The sequence below is a fragment of the Salidesulfovibrio brasiliensis JCM 12178 genome, from assembly GCF_001311825.1.
Taxonomy (GTDB): Bacteria; Desulfobacterota; Desulfovibrionia; order Desulfovibrionales; family Desulfovibrionaceae; genus Pseudodesulfovibrio; species Pseudodesulfovibrio brasiliensis.
The window spans coordinates 22,859-35,060 of the sequence record NZ_BBCB01000028.1 but is presented as its reverse complement, the minus strand read 5'-3'; the positions used below and the strand labels follow the sequence as shown (position 1 = coordinate 35,060).

The following is a 12,202-nucleotide window of genomic DNA, read 5'->3' as shown; positions in this document are numbered from 1 at the left end:
ATAGTTCAGCCGCATCCGATGTGGTTCAAAAGCCCCCGAAAAATCGGGGGCTTTTTTGTTTTCTGTGTCCGGGGTGGTTCTATGTGGTTCATTGACATTCGGAAGGTGTTGTGAGTAACGCTGTGAGTAGTTTTGGGTGGAAGTGAAAAAGTTACTCGCGAGGCAAGGCTATGGGATTAACAGTAAAGGGAGTTGAAGCGGCAAAATGCAGGGAGAAGCTCTATCGGATTCTTGATTCCGATGGGTTGTATCTGGAGGTGCCGGTGAGCGGGAATAAGCGGTGGCGTTTTCGTTATCGCTATTCAGGAAAATCGAAAATGATTTCTCTGGGGACATATCCGGTCGTGGGATTGAAGCAGGCGCGGGAAGCAAGAGACGATTGTCGGCAGCTTTTGCGGGCCGGAATTGATCCTTCAGAAAAGAATACTCGCGCTGCTCAAAATGCCGAGGCTCTGACATTTGAACAGGTCGGGCGTGAGTGGTTAGACCTTTTTTCAAAGCAGTGGAGCGCAAAGAATATAAAGACCGTGACCGGACGTCTGCAACTGCATGTCTTCCCCGCAATCGGGGCAAAGCCCATCGCAGAGATTGTGCCGCAGGATATCTTACGGATGATTCAGAGTATAGCTGCACGGGGCAGTATTGAGACGGCGCGGCGAGTGCGCGGGACGTGTTCGCAGATATTTCGCTATGCTATTCCGAAAGGGATTGTGGAGCGCGATCCTGCCGGAGACGTGAAAGGTGTGCTGCCGCCGATTACCAAGACGCTTAAGCATCATGCGGCATTGACTGCGCCAAAGCAGGTGGGGGAACTCATGCGGGCGATTGATGGCTTTAAGGGGTCATTGATCGTGAAATATGCTTTGCAGGTAACGGCGTATACTTTTCTTCGCTCAAGCGAGGTTCGAAAGGCGACATGGGCTGAAATTGATTTTGAGTCGGCTGAGTGGCGCATACCGCCGGAGCGCATGAAGGCGAACCGACCGCATGTGGTGCCGCTTGCCAGACAGGTGATAGACGTCCTGCGGCAAGCGCGGCCTCTTGCGCGTGGTTCTCAGGATTTCATTTTTCCGGGTATCCGTTCGGCTGCGCGGCCTCTTTCTGAGAATACGCTCAACGTTGCTTTGCGGCGACTCGGTTACACCAAGGATGAAATGACCGCGCATGGGTTTCGCGGTACGGCGTCCACGCTGCTTTACGAAAACGGCTGGCCCGAGAGTGCTGTAGAGCGGCAGCTTGCACACATCGAGAGCAATCAGGTCCGTGCGGCTTATGACCACGCAAAGCACATGTCCAAGCGGCGTGAGATGATGCAGTGGTATGCCGATTATCTGGACAGGCTGCGTGACGAGACTTAGGCGCACTGGCTTTCCTCGTTTAGACGGTCAATTAGGGCGGCGATGTCCTCAGCTCGCCATGCGGTGATGCGTTCTCCCAGTTTGACAGGCTGGGGGAAATCTCCCTGCTTTACACCTTCCCACCATGTTGTTTTGCTGACCGGGATGAATTTCAAAACGTCGGCAAGACGCATAAAGCCTGTGGCCGGAAGAAGTAGTAAGCTTTTTTCTGTCATTGTGTTCTCCTTATAGAGCGGGCTCCCGGCACCAGTCCCATGAAAGGAACCGAGAGCCCGAGGGGAGGGGAAAATTAGCTATGCGCCACAGTCACAGGGGCCGGGTTTATACGCGGGTCCATTGTGTACTGCACAGTCGGAGCGGTGGATGACCGCTTCGTAAGTGACGTCAAATACGTCCGGCTTGCAGGGGTACAACTCGCCCTTGACGCCTTGAATGATATAATCATCCCAATCAACGCGATGAGAGCCTTCAAGCGTGCCGATCATGAGCCTGTCCGTGCCTGACGAGTGGGGAAAATCTTCCGGCCAGACAGAGCCAGTTTCGTGAGGTTTACTGACCCATGCCTTGTGCAGCCATTCGGGCCACTCCGAATTGTCGTGGCGGCGCTCTTTGGTCATCTGGAACGCTTCAACAATGATAGGCTTTTTGCGATACTGATTCATTCATTCTCTCCTTTGTCTTCATCAGTTGATCACCAAATTTTATCCAGTAAAGTTTCAAGTTTTTTCACAAATATCTTAAATTATTTAAGATTAATTTATACAAAATGCTTGCATTTTGTGTCAGCATTTTGCATACTGTATTTGCGAGAGGGGGATAGGCCCCCAGCAAAACAAACCAAGGGGAAACAAAATGACTTACCGCGAACTGACCACAATGACCGAAGACGAATACGTTGAAGCCTACAACGCTAATCAGACAGACCCCGACGACATCGTCGAAAGCCTTGATGAGGTCCTGGAAGGGTACGCGGGGCAGTACGTCCGCATCGAGCAGGATTTCGAGGATGAAAATGGCGAGTGGCCTGAAACTGCACTGTCATCAACGACAACGGCGAACTCATCCTGATCACCGGCTACGAAGCCTAAAGAAATTTCACCGGGGAGGCTTTGGCCTCCCCAAACCTGCAGGAGCACAGCATGCCGACCATCACCATCCGCAATATCGACGAACCCACCGTCAAGGCCCTCAAGGCCCTCGCCAAAGAGCGCGGCATCCCCTACAACTCCGTAGAGGAGCTGCTCCGGCGGGAGATCGCCACCTTGACCCAGACCGAGGACGCATCCGGTAGCGACCTGCCCATCACTTTGTACATGACCCCGGCGCTGCCGCGTCACTACGTTGCCGAGCGCGAAGACGGCTCCCGCTGGCTGGTTCTGTCCACGACCACCGGCAAGCAGGCGTGGGCGTCGGCCAGTGAATACAAGGGCAATTACGATCTGGAGCGGTTGCCCGCATACATGGCAAAGCTCTACCTGCCCGAGGATTAAATGGCCCGTCGTGCAACCATCATCGGCCAAGCCGAAGACATCTCCGGCGAGGCGTGGGACGTCCGCGAGTCGCGTCCTACGCCTCACGGCTTTGCCGTCCTGCTGGGCTGGCCCCATTCCACGCAACGCGGCCAAGGTGGTGGCGGCGTGCGTGTGATCCTGACGCCAAACCTTGCCGACTACCTCGCCGCTCACTGCCACCATCCAGTAGGCATCGACTTGCCCCTGAGCCGCAATGCGGTCAAACGGCTCCGCAAGATGCTCGATCTCGACTGGACGCTGGACAACGAGCAGTGGTGGCACGACCACAAGGCCGACCTGCTGGCGTCCACACTGGCGGATTTTTGTGAGCGCCACGGCAAAAGTCTCGGCGCGGCCAGCCAGTGGCGTGCGGTGTTTGGTGGCAAGAGGTACAGTCACAGCAAATAATCTCATGAACTATGACTTTTTCAGGAACCGCTCTAAATCGTGGGCGTTGGCACTGCGCCACTTGCCCCAAAAATCGCCCCTGTCTCCTTCGTTGACCTGTCCCTTGCCTTCCCAGACATACAGTCCGGGAGTGCGGCCAAGACCTTCTTCGGCTTCCATGCACATGAGGTCGCCAACCAGATCACCGCCGTCGATCATCTCCCATTTCCAGAAATTCCACTCTCCGGTGTCATCATCACCGCCAGCATGGGCGATAATCATTTGCGTTCCGTCCGCGCCGACTGCTGCCAAGCAGGACAAACCTTCTATTGCTTCAAACATTCGTGCCTCCTGTTGCTGAGTACCCCGCGCTACACGCGGTCCTTTGCTGTCCAGAAACGCCACTTGCCGCCGCGCCTCTTGATCACCATCTTGTTGCCTTCGGGGGTAGCCACCTCTTTGACATGAGCGGAAACATCCTGGACGTAACCCAAGGTGTCAGTGACTTTGTACTTTTTGCCGTCGATTGCTACGGTTGCCATATTCCCTCCGTGAGTATTGCGGATTAGTTGTTCTGCTTGGCGAAATTGATTCCGGCCTGTGTCAGCCGGTCAATTTCAGGCAATGGCTTGATGATCTTTGCCTCTTTGCAATGAGTGCCTTCGATGCCTTCGCCGGGAAGCCATTCACGGACTTCACAAATGTACTTCCCGCCTCGGTATTCCTCTTCCGTTTCTGCTGCGGTAAGTGCCGCCTGCTTCTTCGGGTAGACCCCAACGATATAGCTGTGTCGCTCGGGATCGCCCCATCGAAAGGCATGGACGGTATAGAGATTTTTCTTGCTAGCCATGTCCGTATGCCTCCTGCTGATTCTCGGGCTTTTTTGACTCTGACCGACATCTGTGTCGGTCAGTTGAGTTTACCCTCTGATATTGTTCACTAATCTTTATTGACTGTGTTTTGATTGTCGCCTGATTTTGAATTCAAAGTTGCGTTGCGTTCGGATTCTGGGGCATGGTTGGGACCATGAAAGAACCAAACAAAATAGAACAATTCCTTAGTCGCAAGAAGATGGACTGGTGGGACTTGCAACGCACATGGGAACGCAAAACAAAACGATTCTGGGACTGGTTCCGCCCGGGCTTGTGGCAATTTGCGCTAGGCGTAGCTGTCGGTGTCGCAGCTAATTTCATTTCGGCGTGGCTTATGTAGTCCGATTCCATCATCAACTGCCTATCAATTCGTTTTCCGAAACGTGATTTTGCCGTAGGCCATTTCTGCAACTTCATCGAAGTTGGAAGTGTGTTTCACTTCAATGCCCTGCTCGGACAAAGCCTCCTCAACCCGCTGGCCGAGACAAGGCCCATCGTCGGTGTTGAAAAACTTTCGGTGAGTCTGTGTTTCAAGTCCCGCAATGCGGTAGCAGACGGCCAGCATTGCAAAGGCTTCCTCTTTGGATTGGAAATCAACGGTGATTGAAAACGGCTTGAAATCAGTCATTGCCCACTGTCCCTCCATCGGGCGCGCCGGGCGCATACATGTTGAACAGGATCAGGCCAGCGTCCATGGCTGCGGTCCATCCGAACCAAGGGCAGAAGTCAGCGCCGGAGGACATGGCGGCCACGCCCGCTATCAGGCCGAGCAGGGCACCGTGGGCTATCGCAATTGCTACAGAGCAAAAATGGTCCATTCTAACCTCTCATCATCCGCCGCCTCGGCAGGGCCGTCCCCCTGTCGGGGCCGAGGCTTTGGAATACTAAACCACACGATTTGGTTTTGCCGGTTATAGGGCGGACGGGCCCGGTCCGCACGGTGCGGAAATTTGTCGTGTCCCGGCGGGCCGCTTCCCGCCGGGAGTGGGTGAGGACACAGGTTTAACCGCTTGCCATGGAGGTCCGGCCAAGCGGGGCCGGAAATTTGTCAGGCTGCGCGGCGGTCTTCGCGCGGGACCAGATCGTCCAGCAGGACCGGGTTTTGTTTGTGGAACACCCATACCCGCCATTCGCCGTGCTGATCCTTGAAAGGCTCGGTGCGCGTCCACGTATTGAGCAGCGGCTCGCCGGGGTCCTGCGGAACGAACGTCACGGGCGTGGCCTTTTTCGTGTCAGGAAGGATGCCCGGCTGCTCTACCGGCAGACCAAGGCCGGAACGCAGGTGTCCATAACAAGGGACGTGACGCCATCGAGCGTGAAAAAGCTTCTGGACTCGCCCTGACGCCTGACCCAGCGGTCACCGATCATGATGCGCCAGCGCCCTTCCGGACCGTCCCAGAGTTGGGCGGGGTAGAAGGATATTTTCGGCGTGCCGATTTCCCCCTTAAAGGCGGGGAGAACTGCACACGGCTTGTGCTTGCATGTGGGCATGGCTTCCTCCGTTGTTGGTTGTCGCTTCTGGTGGGGCCGGGTATGGGAGGCCCGGCCCGCAGGGAAGGAGTGCGTCGGCTTCCCCGCACTGGGCAGGGTGCGGAGAAGACCAGAAACGGCAACCCTTTACTTTGGTTCCTGTTTCCTGATATCGGGATTTGAAAGGAGTGACCTATGAAACGATTTTCTCAGGCAGTGCTTCTTCTGCTCGCGCTCGGATTGCTGGCCGGGTGTGCGAGTAAGCAGGAGCAGATTGACGTGTGCCAAGACATGGCGTTGCTTTATGACCCAACTGAAGACACGGCTGACAAAGAAAACTTGCGGTTCCATCTCGGCACCTGCATGTCTGTTGTAGAGTCGTATCCCTCAGAACCCGGTCCATACATCGGACACGGCTTGCTGCTGTGGAAAGCAGGTAGCAAAGAGAGCGCTTGCAAAGATTTCAAAGCCGCCGCTGATCGGGGGGATGCAACGGCTTTTAAGAAACACTGCAACCCCGACGCAGTCCCATCCAGTAATCCAGATATGTCAAAGAGCCTGTGACGCCGCATATTGAGCGGGCGTTCCAGCCGAAGCCGGAGTGGTACGCAAATTTGCGGGCGTCCTTGCCGCGCCGGTTTTGTGCTGACCTATGCTTAATGCTAGGTCGCTATGACCTAGCTGTCAACACAAAACTAGGATTAAATGACCTTAGCAAGGATGTGTTTTGGCCAGAACTCTGGCCAAAATTGGTGAAAAGGTTGCCAGAGCAGGCAATTAGTTAGGGTCGGCAAGGATGGGGTGTGTGGTCTTAATTGGGGAGAGGGGTTGCCAGTTGTTTGTAAATAAGGGTTGAAGAAAGGTCTTTCCCGTCCACAATGACGCGGCACACAATTCTAAAGTATTTGCCTCGCTGCATATCTCTCAATTCAAGAGTTTCTGCGGATTCCAGTGTTGCACGCGTGAAGTTGGCGGCCTTCTGAGCGGTTTGCCTGATTTCGGGGTCGGGGTCGTTTAGTTCCGGAGTGTCGCACGCTGCCAGACGGATGGGGATTTCATGACCGATAATCTCCGGCCAGCCTTGAATGTTGACTATGATGGTGTCGCCGTCGATGGTGCGGACGTATCTGGCTGCTTGGCCTGCGTGGGCAGGAGGAGTGACGAGCAGCAGGGCGGTAAGAGTGAGAAGTATGCGATGAAGCATTGCCGCTGAAATGCTGGCTAGAACCGAATGGTGTCCGGTGTCTGTTGCGGTTCGAATCCTTCGGGAAAACGTCATAGTCGTTGACATCAAGCGTGAGTGGGATGCCCATCAATTTGATGGTCATTGCCGCCCTGAGCATTGTGGGTGATGTCATGGCTCTGGAGAGTTCCTGCCACATTGTGCGGGCTAGGTGGCGTAGCTCCGGAGTGAGTGCGGCTCTGAGAGTGTGTTGCCAGACCATTACACCGGCTGCCTGATGGTAGAGTCCATTTTTTTTGTAGCTTTTTTTATGCCGTTGGCATTTTCGTATGTAATTGTTGGGTAGGCTTCAACAAGAGCGAATGGGTCCAAAAGGCTGAGGTTGGAAGGCAGGGTTAGGTCGATGGTATTGCGGAAGTTTGTGGCAAACGCCAGCCCGATCGCGATTTCATCGGGGTCCATTCCACGCAGGGTGTCTACGAAGATGGTCATTTCCTTGCGTTGACTATTAACACTTAGCCGAAGAATTTTGTTTGATAACCAACCCATAGTTATTCTCCAGATGAATTCAATTCGTACTCCCTATCTCGTCAGTCAAAAAAAACTGGCTTGAGCCAGTGGTGTTTTTTGGGGTCATAAGGCGGTGTGTTCGGTGATGCGCCGCCGCTGCCTCTGTAGATCGCCATGTCTTCTAACCAGCAGCGGCCTTGTTGTTTGGGTGCTGGCTGAGTTCTTCGTCCAGTTCGTCAAGTGCGCGGCTCATTATTCGGTCCGCCTGTAGGTTTAAAGCGCGGCAGAGCTGGTAGTAGTCGCTCATGGTCAGGCGGCGGCGGCCGTGCTTCAGGTTGTTTACCTTCTTTTGGGTGTCGCTCAGGAAGCTGAAGGCAATGTCGCCGAGCTTCTTGTCCGAAAGCTCAAGCTTGTCCTGCTCTCTGGCGATCCTGTCCATAAGGATTCGCTCAAGCGTAAGTCCTGCTGCTTGCTCACCATTTGCCATGATTAATACATGGTTCATTTCGTTCTTACCTGTCCACGGTTTTGATGTCCTTGACTTGCTAGGTCAAAGCGACCTAGAATGCCGTCATGACTGATACCGAACTTTTTGAAGCGTTGCGGGTTCGCTTCGGTACACACACGCATGTGGCGCTGAAGCTGGGGTACAGCTCGGCCCGGTCGTATCGCCGGGTGCGTGAGCGCGGCGAATTCTCTGACATGGCCAGAAAGCTGGCGCTGCGGTTGCTCTCCGAAGAGGCGGACCAGAACGACGGAGGCCGTGCGGCATAACGAGTATGCCGCACGGTGTTCGCAAACCGTGAGGGTAAAGACGATGGCTGAAAAGACCGTACCTGCTGCCGCGCATGAGTGGCAGGGGATGGCGAACGACGTTTTGGGGGCAAATCTCGTGGGGAATCTCTGCGGGAAGAAGACCCAGAAGCAGGCGTATCGCTGGGCGAGGCTGCCCGGCGTGGAAGAGGCGCAGAACGGACCGCTGGCGCATGTGCTGGCGCTGTGCCTGAAACTTCATGAGGCGCGGCGGCCTGATTTGGCTGTGGCAGCGCTCAAGCTGATTGCCGGAGAGCTGTTTGCGGCGGGGCTGCCGGTGCGCGCGTATCTGGAGCCGGGGCCGGGGGTCGTTACCGTGCCTACGGCGTGCGCCGACCTGCAGCGGGCCGCGAGTGATCTTGTGGAGGCTGCCCGGAGCGGAAAGCCTCCGATGCTGGTGACCATGCACGCCGACCTTGTGAAGCGCAATGCCGACGTGCTGGACATGAGCTACGTGTGCGCGTGGGACAAAGAGGACGTGACGCGGTTTCGGGCCAAAGCTCCTGCGGAGGAAGCCTTGCCCTCGGGCGGCGGGTTCTGGCGGGCAGTGTGGCGCGGGATCGTGAAGGCGGTGCGTGGCTGATGCCGGGCCGTATCATCAAGGAGTCCATCTGGACGTCACCGAACCTCAACGCCCTGAGTCCTCCGGCAGAGCGGCATTTCTATCGTTTGCTGCCTGCGCCGGACGATCACGGATGCTTTGAGGCGACGCCTGCGGTGGTCAAGGGGCGGTGTTATCCGCTTCGGCCTGAGGTACGGGTGAACGACATTGCCAAGTGGCACCGGGAGCTGGAAGAGAGCGGCATTTGCCGGTTTTGGGAGCAACATGGGCGCGTGTACGGCGTATTCCTCTCGTGGCAGGACCACCAGCGGATACGATCCCTGCACAAACGCAAAACGCCCGAGCCTCCGGCGGAGATTTTGACGCCGATTGACGACAGTTGCCGACAGGTGCCGACAGGTGACGCCTTGAATCCTAATCCTAATCCTAATCCTAATTCCCCTAACCCCCCCAAGGGGGGTGGGTACCCTGCCGCGTTTGAAGCGTGGTGGGATGAGTATCCCGCGAAGAAGGGCAAGAAGGCTGCGTACCGGGCTTTTGAAAAGGCCCGCAAGGAAGTGGAACCCGAGAAGCTGTTGGATGCGCTGCGCGCACAGAAGGCGGCGGACGCCTTTCGGGGCAGGGACGGACAGACGTACATCCCGAACCCTGCGACGTGGTTGAATCAGGGACGCTGGGAGGACGAGGTTGGCGGTGGCGCGGGTGATCCTGCGGATGAGCTGCCGCCAGAGCTGCGACATTGACAAGGAGGACGCTGTGGACAGTCAGGAATTGACGTGGCGGTGGAACCGGTTCCTGCAAGTCATCGATGTGGTGTACGCCACGTTTGGGCTTGCGCCGCCGAGCAAGGCGGTAAAAGACGCGTGCTGGAATCTGGTGCAGGGCATTCCTGTAGACGACTGGAAGCACGTGCAGACGGAAATCTGCGGGATGGAGGCCAAGCCGCGCAACCTCGGCAAGGCCATGTGGGCCGCGTACGCCCAGTTGCGTGAACGCAGGCAGCAGCAGAAGCCGATTTTCCCGAGCGGGGTCGCGAGTGCGAGCAAGCCGCATCCTGCGGAGAATCCGGTTTCCGCGCGGGTTGTGCAGCTGGTCTTTGAGATCAAGCGGCGCAATCCTGACATCAGCTACTGCGAAGCCAAAAGGCAAGCCGAGTGGTGGCAGCGGCAGGACGCGAGTTGATGGGGCACTACAGGTGCAAACATTGCGGCCGGTCGTGGATTCTCGACCCGCCGTGTCATTGTGAGGAGGTTTCAACAATGCAGTTTGACAGGAAAATCGTGGACCAGATCAAGCGGCACGAAGGGTTCCGGGCGCGGCCGTATTTGTGCAGCGCCGGGAAAACGACCATCGGCTGGGGGCGCAATCTCGATGACCGGGGCATCAGTCAGGAGGAGGCCGAGGTGCTGTTGGAGCACGACATTGAGGGGGCCATTAATGGGCTTGCCGAGCGCATGCCGGAGTTCACGCTGCTGATTCATGCCGGGGAGCAGGTGCGGGCGTGGGTGCTGGTGAACATGGCGTTCAATCTGGGCGTTCATGGGTTGCTGGAGTTCCGCAGGATGCGCGAGGCGCTGCGATGCGCGGATTACGCCGAGGCCGCGGAACAAATGCTTGACTCCCGCTGGGCAAAGCAGGTGGGCGGCAGGGCGCTTGAGCTTGCGGAGCAGATGCGGCGGGGGCGTTGGCGCAAGTAGGGTTGTGCGGTTTTTTTGTGCCTTGAGATGGGAACGGGTTTCACTTTCTTTACAGAGTTGCAGCCGGTGACAGGAAAGGGCGCGGATGTTTCCGCATGTTCCCGCGTGTGGTGTCTGGCTCACGCAAAAGCGGGCAGGTGGCTGTTTCGTGGTGGGTCGGGAGTTTTCGAACGTTTTTTTCAAACGGTTTGGAGGTGTGGTTCATGATCGGGTGTCGACCGTTCAGTGATGCCGAGGTGGTCAGCCTGTTCGAGGGGTTTGCCGGTCCGTTCGAGTACCGGGACCGCTGTCTGCTGATCCTCGGGTTGCGCTCGGGGCCGCGTGTTTCCGAAATGCTGCGACTAAAGGTGCGGGATGTGGTCATCAACAACCGGGTGCGGCGGTTTGTGTCGCTCAAGCAGACAAAGACCGACGAGACGCGGGAGATCGAGCTTGACCGCGACGAGCAGACGGCCGTGTTTGCGGCCATCAAGGCTTTGCATCTGTCCGGCTGCTGGTCGCCTGACACGTATCTTTTCCGGTCCCGCGAGGGGGGGAATCGGCCCATTAGCCGAAGCCGGGCGTGGCAGATCATCCACGGCACGGCACGGCGGCTGGGGCTGGACGGCAAGATCGGGACGCACTCCATGCGCAAGACCTTTGCCAACAACATGTACGAGGAGCTTGAGCGGCTGCGCATGGCCGGGGAGCATGTTGACCCGCTCATCGAGACGGCTAGGGCGGGCGGCTGGAAGAGTCTGGAGGGGCTGCGCAATTACCTCGACTTCCGGCGTGAGCACATCCGGCAGGCCAAGCGCGCGCTTTCCGGCAGACACGGGAGGATTCCATGCCCCTGCTGACGGTGAAAGATGTGGCGGCAGAGTTGCGGCTGCACGAGAAGACCGTGCTGCGGATGCTGCGCGACGGTGCGGCGGACCGGAAGAACACCGGCAAGCTGCACGGGTTCAAGCTCGGCGGCAAGGGGCCGTGGAAGGTGCGGCCCTCGGAACTGGAGCGGTTTGTTCAGGCCAATGCCGTGCTCGGCATTGAGGGGGAGGGGGAGTGATATGCCGACGTTTCTCATCAAAGGACGCAGCGAGATCGCCAAGGCTGTAGGAAGATCGGTGCGCGATATCCCTGCATTGGTGCGCGACCGGGAACTGCCAGCTTATCAGGTGGACGGGACTGGACCATGGTTTGCCCGGCCGGAAGACCTCGCTATCTGGTGCCTTGCTGAAGCGGACGCACATCTTCCCGAAGGATGGAAGGAAAAGCGGCGTCGATATATGTGTATGATTTCCTTTCGAAGCGAAGGAAAATAGGAAGGACTGGGAGAAATCTCCCAGTCCTCTTTGTTTAAAACGCTTTCACAGCATCCTCCAGAAGGGCTTTGGCTTTTTCTTTAGCCTGATCAAGAGTTACTTCAATCGGATCGCTTTTATTGAGAAAGAGAGGAACATTTACTGTAACAGTTGGAAATGCTCCTGTCTCATCCGGTTCGTCATTGGAAATATCCACAAGAGCCCAAAGGAACTCTCTCTTGTCATCAAGGCCAGAGGGGGCAGGCGTTGAGATTTTGAGGGTGGTTGTGATTTTTTCGTCTTTTTTCATTTGTGCTCCTTAACGCTGTTTGCGTTAGAATGTTGTGAGTGCGAAACGTTATTTAATTATAGCACACTTTGTTTCTTTGGTGAAATGGGTGTGTTTTTAAGAAGTCTGTCAATAGGAAATGTTGGTCATTTAGTACCCTCTGGATAGCCCAAAACCGTGCAATCGTGGTTTTGGGTCTTTTTGTGCCCTTACACTTTTCGTGCAAAGCCATCGTCTTATCACTCTTCGCTCCGGCGGGCGGCCATGGGG

Annotated in this window: 26 protein-coding genes; 13 read left to right on the top strand and 13 right to left on the bottom strand. The window is 56.4% G+C overall.

All coding sequences use genetic code 11. The features are described 5' to 3' along the window. Nucleotides 1-170 precede the first annotated feature (170 nt). Entirely contained in the window at nucleotides 171-1,358 is a 1,188-nt protein-coding gene (locus JCM12178_RS09000; protein ID WP_054650679.1) for a tyrosine-type recombinase/integrase, read from the top strand. Here JCM12178_RS09000 and JCM12178_RS08995 read toward each other — a convergent pair. After that, entirely contained in the window at nucleotides 1,355-1,573 is a 219-nt protein-coding gene (locus JCM12178_RS08995) for a helix-turn-helix transcriptional regulator (RefSeq protein ID WP_054650677.1), read from the bottom strand. The two genes, JCM12178_RS09000 and JCM12178_RS08995, sit on opposite strands and share 4 nt — an antisense overlap. Nucleotides 1,574-1,651: 78 nt before the next feature. Next, on the bottom strand, nucleotides 1,652-2,020 hold the full coding sequence (locus tag JCM12178_RS08990; RefSeq protein ID WP_054650675.1) for a hypothetical protein: 369 nt from the start codon (nucleotides 2,018-2,020) through the stop codon (nucleotides 1,652-1,654). Between the two features lie 190 nt (nucleotides 2,021-2,210). On the opposite strand from JCM12178_RS08990, the gene JCM12178_RS08985 reads away from it, so the two are divergent. The 3 genes from JCM12178_RS08985 to JCM12178_RS08975 all read left to right on the top strand — a co-directional run bounded on the left by JCM12178_RS08985 (nucleotide 2,211) and on the right by JCM12178_RS08975 (nucleotide 3,277). Then, nucleotides 2,211-2,426, top strand: coding sequence for a hypothetical protein (locus JCM12178_RS08985; protein ID WP_054650673.1), 216 nt, complete (start codon nucleotides 2,211-2,213; stop codon nucleotides 2,424-2,426). A 71-nt stretch (nucleotides 2,427-2,497) separates the two neighbouring features. After that, the gene (locus JCM12178_RS08980) at nucleotides 2,498-2,848 is read left to right on the top strand and encodes a FitA-like ribbon-helix-helix domain-containing protein (protein WP_054650671.1); all 351 of its coding nucleotides are present in this window, start codon (nucleotides 2,498-2,500) and stop codon (nucleotides 2,846-2,848) included. After that, nucleotides 2,849-3,277, top strand: a complete 429-nt coding sequence (locus tag JCM12178_RS08975) for a hypothetical protein (RefSeq protein WP_054650669.1) — start codon at nucleotides 2,849-2,851, stop codon at nucleotides 3,275-3,277. It begins immediately after the preceding gene. Between the two features lie 9 nt (nucleotides 3,278-3,286). Here the strand turns inward: JCM12178_RS08975 and JCM12178_RS08970 are convergent, their stop codons facing one another. From JCM12178_RS08970 to JCM12178_RS08945, 7 genes are all read right to left on the bottom strand, one after another. Next, a complete protein-coding gene (locus JCM12178_RS08970) occupies nucleotides 3,287-3,598 on the bottom strand; it encodes a hypothetical protein (RefSeq protein ID WP_054650667.1) in 312 nt (103 codons plus the stop codon). Between the two features lie 29 nt (nucleotides 3,599-3,627). Then, nucleotides 3,628-3,798, bottom strand: coding sequence for a hypothetical protein (locus tag JCM12178_RS18300; RefSeq protein WP_157054846.1), 171 nt, complete (start codon nucleotides 3,796-3,798; stop codon nucleotides 3,628-3,630). A 23-nt stretch (nucleotides 3,799-3,821) separates the two neighbouring features. Further along, nucleotides 3,822-4,106: a hypothetical protein gene (locus JCM12178_RS08965; protein ID WP_054650665.1), complete on the bottom strand. Its 285-nt coding sequence runs from the start codon at nucleotides 4,104-4,106 to the stop codon at nucleotides 3,822-3,824. A 386-nt stretch (nucleotides 4,107-4,492) separates the two neighbouring features. After that, entirely contained in the window at nucleotides 4,493-4,756 is a 264-nt protein-coding gene (locus tag JCM12178_RS08955) for a hypothetical protein (protein ID WP_054650661.1), read from the bottom strand. After that, nucleotides 4,749-4,946 carry a hypothetical protein gene (locus tag JCM12178_RS08950; protein ID WP_054650659.1) on the bottom strand — a complete coding sequence of 66 codons (198 nt, stop codon included), beginning with the start codon at nucleotides 4,944-4,946 and terminating at the stop codon, nucleotides 4,749-4,751. The genes JCM12178_RS08955 and JCM12178_RS08950 overlap by 8 nt, the downstream gene beginning before the upstream one ends. Before the next feature lie 230 nt (nucleotides 4,947-5,176). After that, nucleotides 5,177-5,341 carry a hypothetical protein gene (locus JCM12178_RS18295; protein ID WP_157054845.1) on the bottom strand — a complete coding sequence of 55 codons (165 nt, stop codon included), beginning with the start codon at nucleotides 5,339-5,341 and terminating at the stop codon, nucleotides 5,177-5,179. Nucleotides 5,342-5,382: 41 nt separating this feature from the next. After that, entirely contained in the window at nucleotides 5,383-5,619 is a 237-nt protein-coding gene (locus JCM12178_RS08945) for a hypothetical protein (RefSeq protein ID WP_054650657.1), read from the bottom strand. Between the two features lie 174 nt (nucleotides 5,620-5,793). Between JCM12178_RS08945 and JCM12178_RS08940 the strand changes: the two genes are divergently transcribed. Further along, complete coding sequence (locus tag JCM12178_RS08940) at nucleotides 5,794-6,162, top strand: hypothetical protein (RefSeq protein WP_054650655.1); 369 nt, start codon at nucleotides 5,794-5,796, stop codon at nucleotides 6,160-6,162. Between the two features lie 247 nt (nucleotides 6,163-6,409). On the opposite strand, the gene JCM12178_RS08935 is transcribed toward JCM12178_RS08940, so the two are convergent. The 3 genes from JCM12178_RS08935 to JCM12178_RS08925 all read right to left on the bottom strand — a co-directional run bounded on the left by JCM12178_RS08935 (nucleotide 6,410) and on the right by JCM12178_RS08925 (nucleotide 7,796). Further along, complete coding sequence (locus JCM12178_RS08935; RefSeq protein ID WP_054650653.1) at nucleotides 6,410-6,802, bottom strand: thermonuclease family protein; 393 nt, start codon at nucleotides 6,800-6,802, stop codon at nucleotides 6,410-6,412. Between the two features lie 240 nt (nucleotides 6,803-7,042). Then, nucleotides 7,043-7,330, bottom strand: a complete 288-nt coding sequence (locus JCM12178_RS08930; RefSeq protein WP_157054844.1) for a hypothetical protein — start codon at nucleotides 7,328-7,330, stop codon at nucleotides 7,043-7,045. Between the two features lie 142 nt (nucleotides 7,331-7,472). Then, a complete protein-coding gene (locus JCM12178_RS08925) occupies nucleotides 7,473-7,796 on the bottom strand; it encodes a hypothetical protein (protein ID WP_157054843.1) in 324 nt (107 codons plus the stop codon). A gap of 68 nt (nucleotides 7,797-7,864) precedes the next feature. On the opposite strand from JCM12178_RS08925, the gene JCM12178_RS08920 reads away from it, so the two are divergent. From JCM12178_RS08920 to JCM12178_RS08885, 8 genes are all read left to right on the top strand, one after another. Beyond that, nucleotides 7,865-8,065, top strand: coding sequence for a hypothetical protein (locus tag JCM12178_RS08920; RefSeq protein ID WP_054650646.1), 201 nt, complete (start codon nucleotides 7,865-7,867; stop codon nucleotides 8,063-8,065). A 28-nt stretch (nucleotides 8,066-8,093) separates the two neighbouring features. Further along, on the top strand, nucleotides 8,094-8,687 hold the full coding sequence (locus JCM12178_RS08915) for a hypothetical protein (protein WP_157054842.1): 594 nt from the start codon (nucleotides 8,094-8,096) through the stop codon (nucleotides 8,685-8,687). Then, the gene (locus tag JCM12178_RS08910; protein ID WP_157054841.1) at nucleotides 8,654-9,409 is read left to right on the top strand and encodes an LvrA C-terminal domain-related protein; all 756 of its coding nucleotides are present in this window, start codon (nucleotides 8,654-8,656) and stop codon (nucleotides 9,407-9,409) included. The genes JCM12178_RS08915 and JCM12178_RS08910 overlap by 34 nt, the downstream gene beginning before the upstream one ends. Beyond that, nucleotides 9,360-9,848, top strand: coding sequence for a hypothetical protein (locus JCM12178_RS08905; protein ID WP_218185644.1), 489 nt, complete (start codon nucleotides 9,360-9,362; stop codon nucleotides 9,846-9,848). Before JCM12178_RS08910 ends, JCM12178_RS08905 begins: the two co-directional genes overlap by 50 nt. A 77-nt stretch (nucleotides 9,849-9,925) precedes the next feature. Further along, nucleotides 9,926-10,363 (top strand): glycoside hydrolase family protein, encoded by a 438-nt coding sequence (locus JCM12178_RS08900; protein ID WP_054650638.1) that lies wholly within the window; start codon nucleotides 9,926-9,928, stop codon nucleotides 10,361-10,363. Between the two features lie 203 nt (nucleotides 10,364-10,566). Continuing rightward, the gene (locus JCM12178_RS08895; RefSeq protein ID WP_054650636.1) at nucleotides 10,567-11,202 is read left to right on the top strand and encodes a tyrosine-type recombinase/integrase; all 636 of its coding nucleotides are present in this window, start codon (nucleotides 10,567-10,569) and stop codon (nucleotides 11,200-11,202) included. Beyond that, entirely contained in the window at nucleotides 11,190-11,408 is a 219-nt protein-coding gene (locus JCM12178_RS08890; protein WP_054650634.1) for a helix-turn-helix domain-containing protein, read from the top strand. The genes JCM12178_RS08895 and JCM12178_RS08890 overlap by 13 nt, the downstream gene beginning before the upstream one ends. Nucleotide 11,409: 1 nt before the next feature. Next, nucleotides 11,410-11,664, top strand: coding sequence for a hypothetical protein (locus tag JCM12178_RS08885; RefSeq protein WP_054650632.1), 255 nt, complete (start codon nucleotides 11,410-11,412; stop codon nucleotides 11,662-11,664). 34 nt (nucleotides 11,665-11,698) lie between these two features. Here the strand turns inward: JCM12178_RS08885 and JCM12178_RS08880 are convergent, their stop codons facing one another. Further along, nucleotides 11,699-11,953, bottom strand: coding sequence for a hypothetical protein (locus JCM12178_RS08880; RefSeq protein WP_054650630.1), 255 nt, complete (start codon nucleotides 11,951-11,953; stop codon nucleotides 11,699-11,701). Between the last annotated feature and the right edge of the window lie 249 nt (nucleotides 11,954-12,202).